Raw genomic sequence first — 19,847 nt, forward strand, 5'->3', positions numbered from 1 at the left:
GCGTGGTCACAAATCTGGACCAGTGTCTGGAATGTGGTCCAAATCATATGGTACGGTCCCTCGCATGGCAGGGGTAGACGGCGAAGTCGCACCGGCTGGCGACACCACCGCGGGGACACTTCCCGCGTGTTCGCCGGATGCCGGACCGGGGCAGGTGATCCGGCGGAATTTCTCCGAGACCGTGGTGTCGAGTGTCGCGACCTTGGGCCGCGCGTTGCGGATGGGCGCCACGGCCGTGTCCTTCGGCACCGGCGACGCGCTGCGGCTGCGGTTCCCGCTCGGCGAGACGCTGACCCAGGCCTGGTTCCTGCTGCGCGTCACCGCGGTGCCGAGCGTGCTGATGGCCATCCCGTTCGGGGTGATCGTGTCCGCGCAGGTCGGCAATATCGTGGCCGAGCTCGGGGCCGATTCGATGATCGGCGCCGCCGGTGGGCTCGGGGTGATCAAGCAGGGCGCGCCGATGGCGACCGCCATGCTGCTCGGCGGGGCGGGCGCGGCCGCGATCGCCGCCGACCTGGGTGCCCGGACCATCCGCGAGGAGGTCGACGCGCTGCGGGTGATGGGGGTGGATCCGGTGCGGCGGCTGGTGGTGCCGCGGATGGCGGCGATGATGCTGGTCGCCCCGGTGCTCAATGTGCTGATCATCGTGATCGGCATCGGGTCCGGTTTCCTGGTGGCGGTGTCGGCGCTGGATGTCACGCCCGGCAGCTACTGGCAATCCTTCGGGGCGTTCACCACGCCGATCGATGTGTGGGTCTCGCTGGTGAAGGCGGTGATCTTCGGGTTCCTGGTGGTGGTGATCGCCTGTCAGCGCGGGCTGGAGGCCACCGGCGGTCCGCGCGGGGTCGCCGACGGGGTCAATGCCGCGGTGGTCATGTCGATCGCCGCCGCGGTGGTGCTCAATACCGTGATCACCCAGGTGGTCACGATGTTCTTCCCGGTGCGGATGGCCTGATGACGGCCGCGGACGGGGTGTGGCGGCGCGGGCTGGGACCGGTCGAGTCGATCGGGTTCGTGGCCGGGTTCACCTGGCAGGTGCTGTCCTCGGTGCCGTACACGCTGGCGCACTATCGCAGGCAGACGCTCACCACGGTGACCGATATGACCTGGGGGCGCGGTTCGGTGATCATCGGCGGCGGGGTGGTGCCGCTGATGCTGCTGCTCGGCGCGGCCATGGGCGCCTCCATCGGGATCGAGGCGTTCAGCGCGCTGAACCTGCTCTCGCTGGGTCAGCTCAGCGGGCTGATCTCGGCGTTCGGGGTCACCAGGGAGCTGGCGCCGATCGCGGCCGGGATCGGGTTCGCCGCGCAGGCGGGCTGCCGGATGACCGCCGAGATCGGGTCCATGCGTATCTCCGAGGAGATCGACGCGCTCGAATCCCTCGGCATCCGGTCGGTGCCGTTCGTGGTGACCACCCGTGTGATCGCCGGAATGATCGCGGTGGCACCGGCTTTCGTGGTGGCGCTGATCCTGGCCTACTTCTCCTGCGCGTTCGTGGTGACCACCGTGCACGGCACCCCGACGGGCACCTACAACCACTACTTCGACCAGTTCGTGGTCGGCTGGGACGTGTTCGCCGCCGTGGTCAAGGTGACGGTGTTCGCGGTCGCGGTCGTGCTGATCCATTGCTATCAGGGCTATTTCGCCACCGGCGGGCCGGAAGGGGTCGGCATCGGGTCGGGGCGGGCGATTCGCGCCAGCCTGGTCGCGATCATCGCCCTGGACATGCTCGCCACCATCGCACTGTGGGGATTCCGGTCTCCCGTCACGTTCACCGGGTGATGCCATGCCTGCCTATACCCTGCCGGGGACCGAGGTCGGTCCCGCGCGTGCCCGCCTGCTCGGCGCGCTCGTCCTGGCGCTCATCCTGCTGGGGGTGCTGGCCTGGCGGGTGGTTCCCGCGAGCGGTCCCGACGACGAGGTCCGGGTCGCACTGCTGGTCGGCGCGGTGGGCGCGGGGATCGCACCGGGCACCGAGGTGCGCCTCGACGGGGTGCGGGTCGGGTCGGTGGCGGAGATCGGCTTCGCCGGGATCGGGCGGCAGCGGATCGCGCTGGCGCTCGACGGTTCCCAGCTGTTCGGTCTCACCGACGCGGTCTCGCTGGATTACGCGCCCGGCAATCTGTTCGGCGTCAGCGCCGTCGAACTGCACGCCGGTGCGGGTGGCACCGCGCTGGCCGACGGGGCGACGGTCGACCTGACCGAATCCGTCGGCCGGGTGCACGACGCCACCCTCTCGGCCCTGCTCACCGCCACCGGCCGACTCACCGACGAGGTCCTCACCCCGAAGCTCGCCGAGCTGCTGAGTACCGTGGCCCGGGATCTGACCGCCTTCGCCCCGCTGTTCGAGGCGATCGGCACCACCGCCCGCTCCTACACCGAGACCCGGCAGCTGGCCCCGTCGTTCCTGTTCGCGCAGTTCGGTTCGGCGCTGAGCGGGCTGCCACCGATGCTTACCGGCAGCCTGACCCTGCTCAATGCCGAATACTCCAACGAGTACCTGAGTGTGCCCGATCAGCTCACCCGGTTCGGGGCGATGTTCGACGGAATCCAGTACCAGTTGCTGCCCACGGTGACCCAATTGATGAGCACGTCGCAGCGGTATTTCGGCGGGATCCTGCCCATGCTCGGGCTGGTGCTCGACCGGGTCGCCGCATCGGTGACCGACCCCGAACGGTCGGCGGGCGAACTGACCGAACTGCTCGGCCGTCTCGACGCCGCCTTCGTGGACAGTCCGCGGGGGCCGGTGCTGCGCGCGGGCGTCACCCTCGACGGGGTGCCCGCGCTGTCCGGGCCGCTGGGCGCGCTGCTCGGGGGAGGACGCTGATGCGGACGGGCGGACTGCTGCTGCGGGTGACACTGGCCCTGGTTCTCACCGGGGTGGCGCTGGCCGGGGTACTGCGGGTGATCGAGCGGCCGGTCGACGGTGACACCGACACCTACACCGCGCTGTTCACCGATGCCAATGGCCTGCGCGCCGGTGACGATGTGCGGTTGTACGGGGTGCAGGTCGGCAAGGTACGGGCGGTGGAACTCGACGGTGCGCTGGCCCGGGTGCGGTTCACCGTCGCCCGGGACCGCACGCTGTTCGCCAACAGCCGGATCGCGCTGCGCTACCAGAACCTCACCGGCTTCCGGTATCTGGAGGTCCAGCAACCCGAACAGCCCGCGGGCCGCCGCGATCCGAGCGCGGTCTTCGGGACGGCCGAGACGGTGCCGGATTTCGATATCACCCGCCTGTTCAAGGGATTACAGCCGGTGCTGGCCGAACTCTCGCCCGAGGATCTGAATCGCTTCGCCACCAGCCTGCTCGCGGTGGTCCAGGGCGACGGGTCCGGCGTGGGCCAGGCGCTCAGTGCCATCGACACCCTCAGCCGCTACGCCTCCGATCGGCAGGCCGTGCTCTCGACGCTGGCGGCCAATCTCGCGCAGGTCACCGAGCATCTGGGTGGCAAGTCGGGCAATGCCATGCGGCTGCTGACCAATCTGACCAACCTGTTCATCACCATCACCGAAAAGCTGCCCGGGCTGGTCGATTTCGCGAATTACATCCCGGATGTGCTGAAACCGCTGCGCAGCATGCTGACCGTGTTCGGCGTGACCGGTACGCCCGGCCGGGATCTCGATGCCGCTCTGCGCCAGGCCTTTCCGAATCCCACCGAGGCCGTGGCCACCTTCGACCGGCTGCCCGGGCTCATCCAGGCCATGGCGCGCGCGGTCCCGGCGACCGGGCCCGACCTCACCTGCGCGCACGGCACCGCCGCCGCGCCCGCGCCGCTCCAGGTGCTCATCGCCGGACAGGGGATCGTGCTGTGTCACCGTTGATTTCGCGGCGGAGCGATCCGCGTGCCGCCGAGGTGCGATGGGGGATCGCGGGCCTGTGCGCTGCTGTGCTGCTGCTCGTCGCGATCGGGGGCGTGTACGTCACCGGGACTTCCGCGCAGCGCACCTACGTCGCCGAGCTGAGTCAGGCCGGGTCGGTGCGGGCCGGGGACGATGTGCGGCTGGCGGGGATTCCGGTGGGGAAGGTGCGCTCGCTGACCTTGCTGGAGGATCGGGTGCGGATGGAGTTCACCGTGTCGGCCGAGGCGTTTCTGGGGGATCAGACCACCCTCGACATCCGGATGCTCACGTTTGTCGGCGGGTATTACGTCGCGGTGCTCCCCGCTGGCACGGAACCACTGGGCGACAAGGTGATTCCCCGGGAGCGGGTCATCGTGCCCTACAACCTGACCCAGGCTTTCCAGGATGCGATCGACCCTGTCCGGCGTCTGGACGGGACGGTGTTCCGGCGGGATCTGGCGGCCCTGTCGGCCTCGCTGGACCGCAGCCCGGAGGCGGTGCGCTCGGCCGTGACCGCCGCCGGTGATCTGGTCGCCATCCTGGACCGGCAGAGCGCCGATATCTCGCGCACACTCGCCATCGCCGACGAATACCTCGGCGCGCTCGACGCCAATGCCGAGGTGCTGGCGGATCTGATCATCACGCTGGGCACGCTCGAGCAGATCATCCAGACCAACAAGGTGCAGGTCGCCGACTCACTGCGGGATCTGGCGGTGGTGTTGCGGGATCTCACGCCGCTGGGTGTGGCCTGGGACGAGACGCTGAAACAGCGGGCGCGACCGCTGGCCGACGCCCTGCCCGCGCTGGAGGACCTCGGCGGGCGGCTGGGCACGTTGCTGGAGGCCGTGCGCGCCCTCGGACAACGGTTACTGCCCCTGCTGCCCGCCGAAGGTGGGGTCCGCGTGGATCATTCGGGCGCGACGATCGAGGTGCCCGCCCTGTGCGTGCCGCTGCCGGGAGGTGGGTGCTGATGATCAAGGCCGTGCTGGGGTCGCGGGGGTTCATGTCGGTGGCGGTGATCGTCACGCTGGTGCTGGTCGGCGCGGTGGGGTTGCGGCTGAGCAGGCCCAACCCGTCGATGCGGGCCTACTGCGCCGAGATGCCCGATGCCATCGGGCTGTACGAGGGCAGTGCGGTGACGGTGCTGGGTGTGCAGGTCGGGCGGGTCACCGGAATCCGGGTCGCCGGGGCGTCGGCACGGGTCGAGTTCACGGTGCGTGCCGATCGCCGACTGGCACCCGATGTCGGCGCGGTGACGGTGAGCGACACCCTGGTCGCCGACCGCCGCCTGGCTCTCATCGGCGCCGAACCCGACGGCCCCGGCTGGGATCCCGGCACCTGCATCACCACAACCCTCACCCCCAAGAGCCTCACCCAGACCTTCGACGCCCTCGCCCGCCTCGCCGACCAGCTCAACGGCGCCGACGACGCCACCCGGCGCGGCGAATTCGGTGCCGGGATCGACGCCATCGACCGCGCCACAGCGGGCACCGGCGACCAGGTCAACGACATCATCCAGGCCCTGAGCCGCGCCCTCGCCGCCCCCGACGCGGCGATCGGCCACCTCGGCGAACTCCTCGACGCCCTCGCCGCCCTGGCCCAGCGCGCCCGGAGCGGCTGGGGACAAGTGGAGACCACCGTCAGCGGCCTGCCCCAGACCTTCGAGGACATCGTCACCATCGCCTTCCCCCCGATCATCGAGATCGTCGACACCCTCTCCGACCTGCTACCCCAGCTCAACGACGTGATCCTGATGTTCGGCGCACCCGCCCTCCGCGCGGTGAACACCATCCCCGACCTCCCGCGCCTGATCGCGGCGGGCGTCGGCTCCCTCACGGAAGTGATCGCGATGACCCCCACCATCGCCACCGGCCTCGCAGGCGCTATCGACCCGGTCACCGGCGCCTTCACCATCGACTACACACCACCGAAACTCGCTCTGTCGCAGCAAGACAGCGCCCAGGTCTGCGCCGCACTGGCCGCAATCACCAGCCAGCACTGCGACCTCTCCGGTGCTGTGCCGACCATCCCGGCCCTGCCCGCACTTCTGGCGGGGGTGGGCACCCGATGAGCTCGGTCGAGATCCTGGCCGCACTACTCGCTCGGTGGTGCGTCGACAATGCCCGTGCTGCCCGCGATGCCCGCACTGCTGGCGTTGCCCGCGCTGGCGCTGCTCGCACTGCCCGCACTGTTGGCGTTGCGGGCGCTGCCCGCGCTGGCGGCGCTGCTGGCGGCGTTGCTGGCGCTGCTTGCGTTGCTGGCGCTGGCGGCGTTGCTGGCGCTGCCCGCACTGATGGCGCTGCCCGCACTGATGGCGCTGCCGGTGCTGCCCGCGCGACCCGAGTTGCTGGCGTTGCCCGCATTGCTGGCGCTGGTCGTTCTGCTGGTGCCTCTCGCGACGCTGGCGTGGCCCGCGTTGATGGCACTGCTCGCACTGCTGGTGCTGCGGGCGAGAGTAGGTATCCGATGTGTTGGGGCGAGACGGCGGTTCGGGTGCTCGCTCGGGGGCGGGCCGAGTGTTTCGGTTCTGGCCGGGCTCAGTGCTGGGGTAGGCGGGCTGTGTTGGTGATGTTGGTCGCCTTGCTCGCCGGGTGTGGATTCGGGCCGGAAGATCTGTCTGTGCCCGGGGCCGGGGTCTCCGGGCCGACCTATCCGCTGCGGATCGAGTTCGCCAATGTTCTGAATCTGCCGCAGGGGGCGAAGGTGATCGCCTCGGGGGTGCGGGTCGGGAGTCTTACCGGGGTCACCCTGGTGGATCCGGTGGTCGCGACCGCCGAGCGTCCTGCCCGGCCGGGGTATGCGGTGGCGGAGGTGGCTATCGATGAGTCGGTCAGGGTGCGCCGGGGGACCACCGCTACTTTGCGTCAGGAGACGCCGCTCGGTGATGTGCACATAGCGCTGACCGAACCTGGCACGGCGACACCGGAACTCGCTCCCGGAGCGACGATCCCGCTGGCCGACACCACCCAGTCGCCGCCGATCGAGGACATCCTCGCCGGGCTGTCCACCTTCGTCGGGAGCGGGGCGGTGGGGGACTTCCAGCACATCGTGCGCACCATGAACGGCGTCTTCCCCGAGGACCCGCGCGACACCGCCCGCATCGCCGAGGCCCTGCGCGGGGATGTGATCGATCTCGGTACCCACCTCGATTCGGTCGACACCCTGCTCGATGGGATGACCGCCACCGTCGAAGACGGGTTGCGGCACAATGTGCCGATCCTCGACGAGCTGCTCACCCCGTACGGCGTCGAGCACACCACCGACGCGGTGAACGCGCAGATCGGGGTGATCTTCGTGCTCACCGCGCTCGGGCCGGTCGCTCCCAGCGCGCAGTGGCTCGGCCCGCTGTTGTCCTCCCTGGACGACACCACGCGGGCGCTCGTCCCGATGCTGCTGGGTCGCAGCCCACTCGACACCACCGCGCCGTCGAACCTGAAGGCATTGCGGGAGTTCATCGACACCGATCTCGTCCCGTTCGCCACCCACGGGCCGAAGGTCGATCTGGTCGAGGTCACCGTGGCGCCCGCGCTCGGCCCGGACGCGCGCGGCGCGCGCATCGTCGACACCCTGCGGATGATCGGGCTGGTGCGATGACCGCGCGGGCGGGGATCTCCCTGGCCGCCATCGCGGCGGTGCTGGTCTTCGGCGTGGCCTATATGTCGCTGGGGGTGCTGCGGCTGGACCCGCGCATCGGCTACCGCACCGCCGAACTCGCGCTGGACGAGGCGGGCGGGCTCGCGCCGAACGCGCCGGTCCTGCTGGCCGGGGTGCAGGTCGGGCGGATCGACTCGGTGCGCAGACAGGCCGACGGCGTCCGGGTGCGGCTGCGGGTGGACGACCGCTACCGGATTCCGCTGTCCGGCACGGTCCGGATCGAACAGCTCTCCGCGCTCGGCGAACCCTATGTCGTCTTCGCGCCGGAATCGGGCGAGGGCCCGTATCTCGAAGACGGACAGGTCGTTCCGGCCGACCGGGTGCAGCTGCCGATGACGGTGACGGCGCTGTCGGCGCGCCTGGTGACCCTGCTCGAACAGCTACGGCCCGAGGCCATCGCGCGCCTGGTCGACACCGTCGACCGGGCCCTGGCGGGCACCGACACCGTCATGCCCACGCTGCGACGCTCGGCGACCCTGCTCGCGGCGACCCTGCTCAGCCGCACCGCGACCATCCGGCAGTTGCTCGCCGATGTGCAGGCCCTGGGTGGCGATATGGCCTGGCTGGGGCCGTCGCTGGGCTCGGCGGGCCCGAACTTCGGCGAATTCGGCGTCACGCTCAGCGCCATCGTCGAATCCGGGTCGGCGCTCGTGGAGAGCAGGCCACTGGACGACTACTTCACCGGCGACGGCCTGGTGCCCTTCCTCGACCGACTCACCGCGCTGATCACCGAGATCGGCCCGAGCCTGGCACCCCTGGAACAGGTCCTGGGCCCGGTGGTCGCCGACGCGATGCACCGGGCACCGGTCCTAGATATCAGCGCGCTCATCAGCCAAGCCCTGCAGAACGTCGACGCGGCGGGCACCGTGCACTTCCGCCTAGGCGTCAAATAGCCCGATCGAGGAACTCCCATGCCCACAGTCACCACCGCCCGCACCATCCACGCGCGGCTCTCGACCGTCCTGGCCGCCGTCGCGTTCGCCGCGCTCACCCTCGCGACCGGCACCTTCGCCTGGCTGTACTTCGCGGCCAGCGGAACCCTCGCCGAACGCGATGCCCGCGCCGCCGACGACCGGCACGCCGCGCAGGTCGCCACCGACTACGCGGTGGGCGCCTCCACCATCGACTACCGCGAGGTCCCCGCCTGGCTGGGCCGGCTCAAGACCGGCACCACCGGGCAGCTCGCGGCCGAATTCGACGCCACCGCGCCGCAATTGGAGCAGATCCTGCTCCCCTTGCAGTGGACCTCCACCGCCACCCCGCTCTCGGCGGCAGTGGTCGCCGAAGCCGACGGGGTGTACACGGTGAACGCCTATCTCGACGTCGTCTCCACCAGCGCGCAGACGCCCGAGGGCACCCGCGCGACGGTCACCTACTCGCTGACCATCGACCGCGCCGCGGGCTGGCAGATCACCGAGGTCGGCGGGCTGCGGAACACGCTGCCCGCCAAATAGCTCAGTAGGCGATGAAAAGGATCTCGTCGGGGGTGTAGTCGTGGCCGGGGTGGTTGGCGGCCAGATGCTCCTGGGTCAGCGCGATGAGATTCTCCTCGTCGGTGCCACGGATCTGCTCGCCGCAGGGGCAGTTCAGGCGGGTCTTCATGCTGTTCTCCTCATTTCTGGACAGTAGTCCGGATTGTATTCCAGGTCGTGTGTTAGCGTGACCGCATGGGTGCTGTGGACGAGATCGCCGGGACCGACGAGCTGCTCGCGTTCGCCGAGCGGGTCACCGGATTCATGCCCGCCGAGGAGGGGCGCGCCCTCTACGCGGCGGCCCGCGACCACGCCGGGGACGGGGTGATCGTGGAGATCGGCACGTACTGCGGGAAGTCGACGGTCTACCTCGGTGCCGCCGCGCGCGAGACCGGCGCGGCCGTGGTCACCGTCGACCATCACCGGGGTTCGGAGGAACACCAGCCGGGCTGGGAGTACCACGACGCCACCCTGGTCGACCCCGAGACCGGCGTCTTCGACACCACGACGGCCTTCCGGCGCACCATGGTCCGCGCGGGCCTGACCGACACCGTCACCGCGATCATCGGCTCGTCCTCGGCCGCGGCGCGATTCTGGCGCACGCCGATCCGCATGCTGTTCATCGACGGCGGCCACAGTGAGCAGGCCGCCCAGCGCGACTACGACAACTGGGTGCACTGGATCGCCGGTGGTGGGCTGCTCGCCATTCACGATGTCTTCCCCGATCCCGCCGACGGCGGTCGTCCGCCCTTCCATATCTATCGTCGCGCACTCGACAGCGGCAAGTTCGCGGAAGTCTCGGTGACCGGGTCACTGCGGATTCTGCGCCGGATCGCCGCCTGCGGCTGACCGCTCAGCGGGGGCGTCGGCGCGAGCCAGGCACTCGTCACCGGCCCGCGTCGCGGAAGATTCCGTTGCCCGGCGTCGTCCGCGACAGGGCGTCGGCCGCGAGCACGACGGCGGCCGCAGTCCAGGTGGTGCGTTCGACCGGCCAGCGTTCGCCGTCGGTGAAAACCAGTCCGGTCCAATAGGATCCGTCATCCTCGCGCAGGTGCTGCATGGCGGTGAACAGGTGGCGGGCGTTGGCCGTGGCGCCGACGGCGTCCAGGGCTAGTACCAGTTCGCAGGTCTCCGCGCCGGTCACCCAGGGCGCGTCCGAGACACACCGGATGCCCAGGTCGCCGACCACGAACTCGTCCCAGCGGCTCGCCAGCCGGTCGTGGGCGGCCGCGCCACGGACCGCGCCGCCGAGGACGGGATAGTACCAGTCCATCGAATACCGGCTCTTGTCGAGGAATGCCTCGGGATGGTTCCGCAGGGCCTGTCCGAGGCGGGCCCGGGCGGCTGCCCAGTCGGGGCGGGGATCACCGATGATGTCGGCGAGGACCACCGCGCAGCCGAGACTGTGGAAGATGCTGGAGCTGCCGGTCAGGAGGGCCTCGCCGGAGGAGCCGGATTCGGTTGCCGACCAGTGGATCTCACCGCGCTCGGTCTGCCACTCCAGCACGAAGTCGATGCCCGCGCGCACCGTGGGCCACAGTTCGTTCGCGAAGGCGCGGTCACCGGTGACGGTGAGCGCGTGCAGGACGCCGGTGGCGAGGTAGGCGCAGAAGTTCGTGTCGGCGTCGTGGTTCTCGATCACGCCCGCCCGCACCTGCATCGGCCACGAGCCGTCGTCGCGCTGCGTCTTGGCCGACCAGATGTAGGCATCCCGGGCCGCGTCCCAGTGGTCGGCGACGGTCAGCGCCATGGCTGATTCGATGTGGTCCCACGGATCGGTGTGACCACCGGTGAACCAGGGCAGCGCGCCATCGGGTTCCTGTACCGCCGCGATGGATTCGCCCGTGCGCCGGATCGCGCGCGCGGGCAGGACGCCGGGCACGGTGGGGAGCTCAACGGACATGGCGATGTTCCACGGGCAGACCCGAGCCGACCCCGGCCGGTACGCGGAGGGCGCCGGACGTCACGTGTGGATCAGCGCGCATCGGTGGGCTCCGTAGGCTTGGTGAAGTACAGGGCGACGGACTTGCCGATCAGCGGGTTCAGCAGGCGCTCGGTGACGCGGGTCAGGGCGGGCGCGGACATCATGTCCCACACCAGCATTCGCTGGTAGGCGCGGACCAGGGGATGGTCGTCGTCGCGCACCCCGACCGCGCATTTGAGCCACCAGTACGGCGAGTGGAGCGCGTGGGCGAAGCCCTGGTCGCGGTAGCGCAGGCCACGGGCGGTGATCTCGGCGCGGAGTTCGTCGGCACGGTAGATGCGGACGTGTCCGCCTTCGTTGGCGTGGTACTCGTCCGACAGCGCCCAGCAGATCCGCTCGGGGAGCCAGCGAGGGACCGTGACCGCCAGGGCGCCACCGGGTTTGAGTACCCGGGACAGCTCGGCGATGGCCCGATCGTCCTCGGGGACGTGCTCGAGTATCTCCGAGGCGATGACCACATCGAATTCGCCGTCGCCATAGGGCAGGTCGAGTGCGTCGCCCCGGACGGTCTCGGCCTTGGCGTAGTCGGGGGCCTGGTTCTCGGCGGCCATGGCCTCGAACATCACCGCCACCTCGGCGAGGTCGTCGGCGTTCTGGTCGAAGGCGACGATATCGGCGCCGCGCCGGTACGCCTCGAACGAATGTCTGCCCGCGCCGCAGCCGACATCGATCACCCGGGAACCGGGGCCGACGCCCAGATGGTCGAAATCGACGGTCAGCACGGGGCCTCCTGAGAATGATGGGCGGCGATCGCCCGGTCGTAGACAGCGACGGTCTGGGCGGCGACGGCGGGCCAGCTGAACAGGGCGAGTGCGCGTGCCCGGCCCGCAGTGCCCAGCCGATCGCGCTGGTCGGCGTCGTGCAGCAACTCGTCGAGGGCTTCGGTCAGCGCGGGTACGTCACCGGGGTCGACCAGCCGGGCACAGTCGCCGACCACCTCGGGCAGGGCACCCGCCCGGCTCGCCACCAGGGGTGTCCCGCTCGCCATGGCCTCCACGGCGGGCAGCGAGAACCCTTCGTACATCGAAGGGATACAGGCGATCTCGGCCGAGGCCAGCAGCTCGGCGAGCTGCTCGTCGCTCATCCCGCTCACCGGCGTGACGATATCGGCCAGACCCAGTTCGGCGATCAGCTTCTCGGTGGGCCCGTTGGGTTCCAGCTTGGCGACCAGCCGCAGCTCGACCTCGTGTGAAGAGCGCAGCCGGGCAACGGCATTCAGCAGGTGCGCGATGCCCTTGAGTGGTTTGTCCGCACTGGCGACCGCCACGATCCGTCCCGGCACGCGGGGGGTCTCGCGGGGGCGGAACAGTGTGGTGTCGACGCCGAGCGGAACCGTGTGCAGCCGTGCGGGATCCACCCCGAAGTCGGCGGCGATATCGGCGGCCGAGGACCCCGACACCGTGATCAGCTCGGGCAGTCGCCGGGCCACCCGCTGCTGCATTCCCAGGAATCCGTACCAGCGCCGTACGAACAGCTTGCGCCGCCAGGGGGCCGCGGCCAGGTCCACGGCGCGATCACGGGTGATCGGGTGATGCACCGTCGCTACCAGCGGGAGTCGCTGGGCGATGTCGAGCAGGCCGGAGCCGAGGCACTGATTGTCGTGCACCACATCGAAATCCGCGACGCGCCCGGCCAGTACCCGGGCGGCGCGCAGGCTGAAGGTGCGCGGCTCGGGGAACCCGGCGGTCCACATGGTGGCCAGTTCCAGCAGGTCGATCCGGTCGCGGAGTTCGCGCGGATGCGGGGTGCGGAAGGGGTCCTCGTCGCGGTACAGGTCCAGGCTGGGCACCTCGGTCAGCCGCACCCGGGGATCCAGATCCTCGGGATAGGGCTGCCCGGAGAACACCTCCACCTCGTGCCCGAGCTCGGCCAGACCCTGACTCAGATACCGGACATACACGCCCTGCCCGCCGCAGTGCGCCTTGCTCCGATAGGACAGCAGCGCAATCCGCATCAGGACTCCGTTCCGCTCGCGTAGTCGACCTGCCAGTGCTTGATCCCGTTGATCCAGCCCGACCGCAGCCGCTGCGGCTCGGCGAGCTGGGACAGCTCCGGCATCACCTCGGCCACGGCCTGGAAGATCAGGTCGATCTCGAGCCTGGCCAGATTCGCCCCGACACAGAAGTGCGCGCCGGTCCCGCCGAACCCCAGGTGCGGATTGGGATCGCGCAGGATGTCGAAACGGAACGGATCGTCGAAGGCATTCTCGTCGAAATTGGCCGAACTGTAGAACAGGCCGAGCCGTTGACCCGCGCGGATGGTCTGGCCGCCGAGTTTGGTGTCGGCGGTCGCGGTGCGCTGGAACACCGTCACCGGGGTGGCCCAGCGCACGATCTCGTCGGGGGCGGTGCGCGGGCGTTCGCGCCGGTAGAGCTCCCACTGGTCCGGATGGTCGACGAAGGCCTTCATGCCGTGGGTGATCGCGTTGCGGGTGGTCTCGTTGCCCGCCACCGCCAGCAGGATGACGAAGAAGCCGAACTCGTCCGAACCCAGAGCCTCCCCGTCCAGGTCGGCGTGCACGAGCTTGCTGACGATGTCGCCGGTCGGCTCGGCGCGCCGCTGCTCGGCCAGCTGCCAGGCATAGCCGAGGATCTCGGCCGAGGCCTGGGTGGAGGCGTCGGTGGTGGTGGCGTCGCCGTATTCCGGGTCGTCGTAGTTGAGCATCTGATTGGACCAGTCGAACAGTTTGCGCCGGTCCTCCTGCGGCACCCCGAGCAGTTCGGCGATCGCCTGGAGCGGCAGCTCGCAGGCCACCTGCTCGACGAAGTCGCCGCCGCCGGTCTCCGCCGCCGCGCGCACGATCGCCGCCGCCCGCTCGGCCAGTGCCGCGCGCAACCCCTCGACCGCGCGCGGCGTGAAGCCCTGGGAGATGATCCGCCGGATCTTGGTGTGCTTGGGCGGGTCCATGTTCAGCAGCAGTGCGCCGGTGAGCTCGATCTGCTCGGGCGTCACCTCGCCGGGCAGACGGATGACCGAGCCCTTGCGCTGGGAGGAGAACAACTCGGCATTGCGCGAGACCGTCTTGATGTCGTCATGGGTGGAGACCACCCAGTAGCCGCCGTCGCGGAAACCGCCGGACTGCGCGTCGGTCTGGGCGTTCCACCACACCGGCGCGGTGCGGCGCAGCTCGGCGAACTCGCGCACGGGATTGCGGGTGGCCCACAGGGCCGGGTCGGTGAAGTCGAATCCGGGTGGGATCACGGTGCTCTCCTCGCCGCGCTCAGCGCTGCCTGCGGCGGTAGCGCACCCGGCAGGGCTGCTCGAGCTGCACCACCATCTTGGAATGATCGTTGCGGTAGGTGTCCGGGGGCTGGGACAGCTCGAACTCCCAGTCCCGCAACAGGATCGAGAAGATCGCCTTGAGCTGCATGAGCGCGAACGGCGCGCCGACACAGCGATGCCTGCCCGCGCCGAAGGGGATCCAGGTCCAGCGGTTGAGGATGTCGTCCTGACGCGGATCCAGATAGCGGCCCGGATCGAAGGCGTCCGGGTCGGGGAAGTCCTCGGGGATGCGGTTCGACACCGCGGGCGTGGCGGCGACCATGTCGCCCGGGGCGATCCGGTGCCCGCATACTTCGAATTCCCCGCGCGCCACCCGCATCAGGACGATCAGCGGCGGATGCAGGCGCAGGGTCTCCTTGAGCGCGGCCTCCAGATTCGGGATCTGGCGCAGCGCGTGATGACTCACACCGGCGCCGTCGGCGTAGAGCTCGTCGAGTTCCTGCACCACCCCGGCCAGGGTCTCCGGATGACGCAGCAATTCGATGATCGTCCACGCGGCGGTGCCGGAGGTGGTGTGGTGCCCGGCGAACATCATCGAGATGAAGATGCCGGTGATCTCGCTGGCCGAGAAGCGCAGTGCCCCTTGCTCATCGGTGATCGAGACGAGTACGTCGAGCATGTCCCGATCGTCCTTGCCCGCGGGGGGATGGGCGATGCGCTGGTCCATGATCGCCTGCACCAGCTCCACCAGGGCGGCCCGCGCGGCATCGCGGCGGACGAAACTCTCGATGGGCGCGTAGGGGTCGACATAGGCCAGGGCGTCGGTGCCCTGCTCGAGCTCGTGATACAGGTGCGCGAAGCGGCCGTCGAGCTCCTCGCGGAACTTGCGGCCGATCAGGCAGGCCGAGGAGGTGTAGATGGTCAGCTCGGCGAAGAACTCGAGCAGGTCGATCTCGCCGGATTCGGCCCAGCCCGCGACCATCCGGTCCACCTCGGCGGCGATGGTGCCCGCGTGCCCGCGCATGTGATCGGCGCGCAGGGCCTGGTTGTGCAGCATCTCCTTGCGGCGCTCCGGGGGCGCGTCGAAGACCACGCCCTCACCGAAGATCGGCTTCATGAATGGGTAGGCGGCGCCCTGGTCGAGATCGTCGTCACCGGCCCGGAAGAAGAACTCGTTGGCTTCGGCGCCGGAGAGCAGCACCACGTCCCGGCCCGCGAGTTCGAAGGTGCCGACATCGCCGCACTCGGCGCGCACCCGGCGCATCAGCGCGATCGGGTCGGTGCGGAATTCGTCGAGGTGCCCGTGTTCGTCCGCGCCACCGGACACGCGCCGAGGTTCGACCAGCGTCATGGGGAGATCCTTCCCGGAATGCTGTCCAGACACTTGATGGACATGTGTCTGGACGGTACTACGGTTACCGGTGCGCGACAAGGCTCGACCGGCTAATCCGCCGGGGCCGGATCGGCCAGCAACCGGCGCGCGCAGGTGGCGAGCAGGTCGGCGACCTGGGCATACGAGAGCAGGCCCATGCCGCCTTGGAGCAGCGCGCCCGCGTAGAGCAATTCCAGCGCGGCCAGGCGTTCGGGGTCGCGGGCGCCGAGCGCGTCGCCGAGGCGGCGGCGAATCTCCTTGCCGATGCGCAGGCGCAGGTGCTGGACATCGGGGTCGTCACCGAGCAGGGCGCTGCTGACCGCACCGGCCAGCGCGGGCTCGTCGGCCACCAGCATCGAGACCTCGCGCAGCACCGCGACCACCCGGGTGGCGGGATCGTCGTCATTGGCGGGCGGGGCGGGCAGGGCGACCAGGCGGCGCCAGTACACCTCCGAGATGAGGTGCTCCTTGGAGGAGAAATAGGTGTAGGCGGTGGCGGTGCCGACCCCGGCCGCGGTGGCGACCAGGCGGATGGTGGTGCCCGAGTAGCCCTCCCGCGCGAGCACTTCCACCGCCGCGACGGTGAGCCGGTCGACGGTGTCGGCCTGCTTCTCGGTGAGCCGTCGTCGGGTTGCCTCGATGCCGGTAGGCGCGTTTTCGGACATGTGTCCGGATGGTACTACAGTCAGATGTACGGACAAAGGTGGCGACTATGGTCTATATTCCATACACCTGTCCAGACACCGTATCGGAGTCTTGCTATGAACGGCCTCGTCCCCGCCGGCGGCACGCCCCTGCTGATCGGCGGTTCGCTGATCCCCGGTGGTTCCGGCGTCTTCCCCACCATCGATCCCGCCACCGAGGAGGTGCTCGGCTACGCCGCCGACGCCTCGCCCGCCGACATGGACGCCGCCATCGGCGCCGCCCGCACCGCCTTCGACGAGACGGACTGGTCGCGCGATCCGGCCCTGCGGGCCCGCTGCCTGCGGCAGCTGGGCGCGGCGATGACCGCGCACCTGGAACCGCTGCGCGAGCTCACCGTCGCCGAGGTCGGCACCCCGGTCATGCTCACCAGCGGACCGCAGCTCGAGGGGCCGATCGCGGACCTGGCCTTCGCCGCCGAGCTGGCCGAAAGCTACGAGTGGGAGACCGATCTCGGTGTCCGGGAACTGATGGGGGTGGCCAGCAGGCGGGTGATCCGGCGCGAGGCGGTCGGGGTGGTCGGCGCGATCACGCCGTGGAACTTCCCGCACCAGATCAATCTGGCCAAGATCGGCCCGGCGCTGGCGGCCGGGAACACCGTCGTGCTCAAGCCCGCGCCGGATACGCCGTGGTGCGCGGCGGTGCTCGGCCCGCTCATCGCCGAGCACACCGACTTCCCGCCCGGCGTGCTCAATATCGTCACCTCGTCCGATCACGCGCTCGGCGCGCAGCTGGTCACCGATCCGCGCGTCGACATGATCACCTTCACCGGCTCCACCCGCACCGGGCGCGCGGTGATGGCGGGCGCGGCGGCCACGCTCAAGCGCACCTTCCTCGAACTCGGCGGCAAGTCCGCGGCCATCGTGCTCGACGACGCCGATATCGCCGCCGCCGCGAGCTACACCGCGTTCACCGTCGCCGTGCACGCCGGGCAGGGCTGCGCGCTGACCACCCGGCTGCTGGTGCCGCGCGAGTCCTACGACCTCGCGGTGTCGGCGGCGGCCGGGGCCATGGCCGGGCTGGCCGCCGGAGACCCGAGCAAGCCCGGAACCGTGTGCGGGCCGGTGGTTTCCGCGCAGCAGCGAGCGCGGGTGGAGCGGTATCTCGAGCTCGCGAAGGCCGAGGGCGGGCGCGTCGAGACCGGTGGCGGCAGGCCCGCCGACCAGGATCGCGGGTTCTTCGTCGAGCCGACGGTGATCAGCGGCCTGGACAACTCCGCGACCGTCGCGCAGGAGGAGATCTTCGGGCCGGTGCTGGTGGTGATCGCCCACGACGGCGACGCCGACGCGATCCGGCTGGCCAACGACTCCCCCTACGGGCTCTCGGGTTCGGTGTGGGGCACCGATCCGGACCGGGTGGAGGCCGTGGTCAGCGGCGTGCGTACCGGGACCTTGAGCGTCAACGGTGGGCTCTGGTACCACGCCGACGCGCCCTTCGGCGGCTACAAGCAATCCGGCATCGGCCGGGAGATGGGCGTCGCCGGTTTCGAGGAATACCTCGAGACCAAGGTGATCGCCACCCCCGCCTGACCCCCTTCGACCCACCACGCAGGAGCTGAACACCATGGCACGTTTCACCGGGCGCACCGCGATCGTCACCGGCGCCGCACAGGGCATCGGCGCCGTCTACGCCGGGGCGCTGGCCGCCGAAGGCGCGAATGTCGTTGTCGCCGATCTCAATACCGAACGCGGGGCCGAGGTGGTCAAGCAGATCGTGGCCGATGGCGGCAGCGCGGTCTTCCGGCGCGTCGATGTGGCCGATCCGGACTCGGCGGCCGCGCTGGCCGAGTTCACCGTCGCCGAGTTCGGCGCGATCCACCACCTGGTCAACAATGCCGCCATCTACGGCGACATGAAGCTGGACCTGCTGCTCACCGTGCCCTGGGACTACTACAAGAAGTTCATGAGCGTGAACTTCGACGGGGCGCTGAATGTGACCCGGGCGGTGTGGCAGCCGATGATCGCGGCGGGGGGCGGCTCGATCGTCAACCAATCCTCCACGGCGGCCTGGCTGTACTCGGGCTTCTACGGGCTGGCCAAGATCGGCGTCAACGGGCTCACCCAGCAGCTGGCCACTGAACTGGGCGGCTCGCGGATCCGGATCAACGCCATCGCGCCCGGTCCGATCGACACCGAGGCCACCCATACCGTCACCCCGGGAAACCTGGTGAAAGACATGGTCTCCCGTATCCCGATCAAGCGGATGGGCACGCCGCAGGATCTGGTGGGCGCCTGCCTGTATCTGCTCTCCGACGAGGCGAGCTGGGTCACCGGGCAGATCCTCAATGTCGACGGCGGGCAGATCATCCGATGAGCGGCGAATCCGACAGCGCCCCAGCCGGATTCATCGGCCTTGGCAATATGGGCGCGCCGATCGCGCAGCGGCTGCTGGAATGGCCCGGCGGGCTCACGGTGTGCGATGTGCGCGCCGAGGCCACCGAGTCGTTCGCCGCGGCGGGGGCGCGGGTGGCCGCCGACCCCGCCGAGCTGGCCACCCACGCGCGGGTGATCTGCGTGACGGTGATCGACGACGCGCAGGTGCGCGAGGTCGTCACCGGAGCGGCCGGGATTCTGCGAACGGCGGTGCCGGGCACCGTGATCGCGGTGCACTCGACCATCAGCGACCGCACCGCACGGGAACTCGCCGCGCGATGCGCCGAGCAGGGGGTGGAGTTCGTCGACGCGCCGGTCAGCGGGGGTGGGCCGGGCGCGACCAGCGGCAGGCTGGCGGTGATGGTCGGCGGCAGTGCCGAGGCGCTGGCGCGGGTGCGTGGCCCGTTCGGCTGCTTCGCCGATCTGATCGTGCACGCCGGGGAGGTGGGCGCGGGCACGCGGATGAAGCTGGCGCGCAATCTGCTGCACTTCGTCGCGTTCACCGCCGCCACCGAGGCGCAGCGGCTGGCCGAGGCGGCCGGGCTCAGCCTCACCGCGCTGGGCAAGGTGGTGCGCCACTCCGACGCGGTCACCGGTGGGCCCGGCGCGATCATGCTGCGCGAGACCACCGCACCGGTCGACCCGGACGATTTCTGGTTCCCCATTCTCGGCCACGTCCGCGACCTCGGCGAGAAGGACCTCGCGCTGGCCCTGGACCTCGGCGAGCGGCTCGGCGTCGAGCTGCCCCTCACCCGGCTGGCGGGCACCGGCCTGGCCGCCGGACTCGGCGTTGCCGAACCCGCCCTCGACAAGGAGACATGATGAGCACCAACGGTTCCACGCCCGACGCGGCCCGGCAGCGCGGGCTGGACAAGATGAGCGAGGTCTACGGCTGGGAGTTCGCCGACGGGCCCGGCGACTACTTCGCCGTCACCGCCGATCACCTCTTCGGCGAGATCTGGTCGCGCCCGGCGCTGACGGTGCGTGAACGGCGGCTGCTGCTGCTCGGCGCGCTCACCGCGCAGGGGCACCTCGATGTGGCCGAGATCCAGATCGGCGCGGCGCTGCGCAACGGGGAGCTGTCGGAGGAGCAGTTGCGCGAGGTGGCGCTGTTCCTGTGCCACTACGTCGGCTGGCCCGCGGGCACCAAGTTCGACGGGGCGGTCGGCAAGGTCGTCGCGCAGGAGCGCGAGAAGAAGTAGCCGCGCGCCGGTGTGGGTCACCGC

General features: G+C 70.1%; 22 protein-coding genes. 15 read left to right on the forward strand and 7 right to left on the reverse strand.

What is annotated here, in order from left to right:
* Positions 1-64: 64 nt before the first annotated feature.
* The 10 genes from WA675_RS06955 to WA675_RS07000 are packed head-to-tail and all read left to right on the forward strand — an operon-like array spanning position 65 to position 8,951.
* On the forward strand, positions 65-955 hold the full coding sequence (locus WA675_RS06955) for an MlaE family ABC transporter permease (protein WP_336082934.1): 891 nt from the start codon (positions 65-67) through the stop codon (positions 953-955).
* Positions 955-1,782 (forward strand): ABC transporter permease, encoded by an 828-nt coding sequence (locus WA675_RS06960; protein WP_336082935.1) that lies wholly within the window; start codon positions 955-957, stop codon positions 1,780-1,782. The genes WA675_RS06955 and WA675_RS06960 overlap by 1 nt, the downstream gene beginning before the upstream one ends.
* Positions 1,783-1,786: 4 nt before the next feature.
* Entirely contained in the window at positions 1,787-2,827 is a 1,041-nt protein-coding gene (locus WA675_RS06965) for an MlaD family protein (RefSeq protein WP_336082936.1), read from the forward strand.
* A complete protein-coding gene (locus tag WA675_RS06970) occupies positions 2,827-3,825 on the forward strand; it encodes an MlaD family protein (protein WP_336082937.1) in 999 nt (332 codons plus the stop codon). Before WA675_RS06965 ends, WA675_RS06970 begins: the two co-directional genes overlap by 1 nt.
* On the forward strand, positions 3,813-4,814 hold the full coding sequence (locus tag WA675_RS06975) for an MlaD family protein (RefSeq protein WP_336082938.1): 1,002 nt from the start codon (positions 3,813-3,815) through the stop codon (positions 4,812-4,814). Before WA675_RS06970 ends, WA675_RS06975 begins: the two co-directional genes overlap by 13 nt.
* A complete protein-coding gene (locus tag WA675_RS06980; protein WP_336082940.1) occupies positions 4,814-5,914 on the forward strand; it encodes an MlaD family protein in 1,101 nt (366 codons plus the stop codon). The genes WA675_RS06975 and WA675_RS06980 overlap by 1 nt, the downstream gene beginning before the upstream one ends.
* A gap of 48 nt (positions 5,915-5,962) precedes the next feature.
* Positions 5,963-6,412: a hypothetical protein gene (locus WA675_RS06985; protein ID WP_336082942.1), complete on the forward strand. Its 450-nt coding sequence runs from the start codon at positions 5,963-5,965 to the stop codon at positions 6,410-6,412.
* Positions 6,413-6,462: 50 nt separating this feature from the next.
* Positions 6,463-7,437 (forward strand): MlaD family protein, encoded by a 975-nt coding sequence (locus tag WA675_RS06990; RefSeq protein WP_336082943.1) that lies wholly within the window; start codon positions 6,463-6,465, stop codon positions 7,435-7,437.
* On the forward strand, positions 7,434-8,390 hold the full coding sequence (locus tag WA675_RS06995) for an MlaD family protein (RefSeq protein WP_336082944.1): 957 nt from the start codon (positions 7,434-7,436) through the stop codon (positions 8,388-8,390). Before WA675_RS06990 ends, WA675_RS06995 begins: the two co-directional genes overlap by 4 nt.
* A gap of 18 nt (positions 8,391-8,408) precedes the next feature.
* Positions 8,409-8,951 (forward strand): hypothetical protein, encoded by a 543-nt coding sequence (locus WA675_RS07000; RefSeq protein WP_336082945.1) that lies wholly within the window; start codon positions 8,409-8,411, stop codon positions 8,949-8,951.
* A 1-nt stretch (position 8,952) separates the two neighbouring features.
* Here WA675_RS07000 and WA675_RS07005 read toward each other — a convergent pair whose 3' ends face one another.
* Positions 8,953-9,099, reverse strand: coding sequence for a DUF1059 domain-containing protein (locus WA675_RS07005; RefSeq protein WP_278263066.1), 147 nt, complete (start codon positions 9,097-9,099; stop codon positions 8,953-8,955).
* A 65-nt stretch (positions 9,100-9,164) separates the two neighbouring features.
* On the opposite strand from WA675_RS07005, the gene WA675_RS07010 reads away from it, so the two are divergent.
* Positions 9,165-9,818: a class I SAM-dependent methyltransferase gene (locus tag WA675_RS07010; RefSeq protein ID WP_336082946.1), complete on the forward strand. Its 654-nt coding sequence runs from the start codon at positions 9,165-9,167 to the stop codon at positions 9,816-9,818.
* Between the two features lie 37 nt (positions 9,819-9,855).
* On the opposite strand, the gene WA675_RS07015 is transcribed toward WA675_RS07010, so the two are convergent.
* The 6 genes from WA675_RS07015 to WA675_RS07040 form a co-directional block, all read right to left on the reverse strand.
* Complete coding sequence (locus tag WA675_RS07015) at positions 9,856-10,872, reverse strand: prenyltransferase (protein ID WP_336082947.1); 1,017 nt, start codon at positions 10,870-10,872, stop codon at positions 9,856-9,858.
* Positions 10,873-10,943: 71 nt separating this feature from the next.
* On the reverse strand, positions 10,944-11,675 hold the full coding sequence (locus WA675_RS07020) for a class I SAM-dependent methyltransferase (RefSeq protein ID WP_336082949.1): 732 nt from the start codon (positions 11,673-11,675) through the stop codon (positions 10,944-10,946).
* Positions 11,669-12,907 carry a glycosyltransferase family 4 protein gene (locus WA675_RS07025; protein WP_336082951.1) on the reverse strand — a complete coding sequence of 413 codons (1,239 nt, stop codon included), beginning with the start codon at positions 12,905-12,907 and terminating at the stop codon, positions 11,669-11,671. The genes WA675_RS07020 and WA675_RS07025 overlap by 7 nt, the downstream gene beginning before the upstream one ends.
* Positions 12,907-14,154: a cytochrome P450 gene (locus tag WA675_RS07030; protein ID WP_336082953.1), complete on the reverse strand. Its 1,248-nt coding sequence runs from the start codon at positions 14,152-14,154 to the stop codon at positions 12,907-12,909. Before WA675_RS07030 ends, WA675_RS07025 begins: the two co-directional genes overlap by 1 nt.
* Before the next feature lie 19 nt (positions 14,155-14,173).
* On the reverse strand, positions 14,174-15,526 hold the full coding sequence (locus WA675_RS07035; RefSeq protein WP_336082955.1) for a cytochrome P450: 1,353 nt from the start codon (positions 15,524-15,526) through the stop codon (positions 14,174-14,176).
* Between the two features lie 92 nt (positions 15,527-15,618).
* Positions 15,619-16,212 carry a TetR/AcrR family transcriptional regulator gene (locus WA675_RS07040; RefSeq protein ID WP_336082956.1) on the reverse strand — a complete coding sequence of 198 codons (594 nt, stop codon included), beginning with the start codon at positions 16,210-16,212 and terminating at the stop codon, positions 15,619-15,621.
* A gap of 96 nt (positions 16,213-16,308) precedes the next feature.
* Here WA675_RS07040 and WA675_RS07045 point away from each other — a divergent pair, with 96 nt between their 5' ends.
* The 4 genes from WA675_RS07045 to WA675_RS07060 are packed head-to-tail and all read left to right on the forward strand — an operon-like array spanning position 16,309 to position 19,823.
* Positions 16,309-17,778 carry an aldehyde dehydrogenase gene (locus WA675_RS07045; protein WP_336082958.1) on the forward strand — a complete coding sequence of 490 codons (1,470 nt, stop codon included), beginning with the start codon at positions 16,309-16,311 and terminating at the stop codon, positions 17,776-17,778.
* A 34-nt stretch (positions 17,779-17,812) separates the two neighbouring features.
* Positions 17,813-18,562 (forward strand): SDR family oxidoreductase, encoded by a 750-nt coding sequence (locus WA675_RS07050; protein WP_336082959.1) that lies wholly within the window; start codon positions 17,813-17,815, stop codon positions 18,560-18,562.
* Positions 18,559-19,443, forward strand: coding sequence for an NAD(P)-dependent oxidoreductase (locus WA675_RS07055; protein WP_336082961.1), 885 nt, complete (start codon positions 18,559-18,561; stop codon positions 19,441-19,443). Before WA675_RS07050 ends, WA675_RS07055 begins: the two co-directional genes overlap by 4 nt.
* The gene (locus WA675_RS07060; protein ID WP_442945566.1) at positions 19,443-19,823 is read left to right on the forward strand and encodes a carboxymuconolactone decarboxylase family protein; all 381 of its coding nucleotides are present in this window, start codon (positions 19,443-19,445) and stop codon (positions 19,821-19,823) included. Before WA675_RS07055 ends, WA675_RS07060 begins: the two co-directional genes overlap by 1 nt.
* Positions 19,824-19,847: the final 24 nt, after the last annotated feature.

This window comes from Nocardia sp. SSK8 (genome assembly GCF_037034205.1).
GTDB lineage: Bacteria > Actinomycetota > Actinomycetes > Mycobacteriales > Mycobacteriaceae > Nocardia.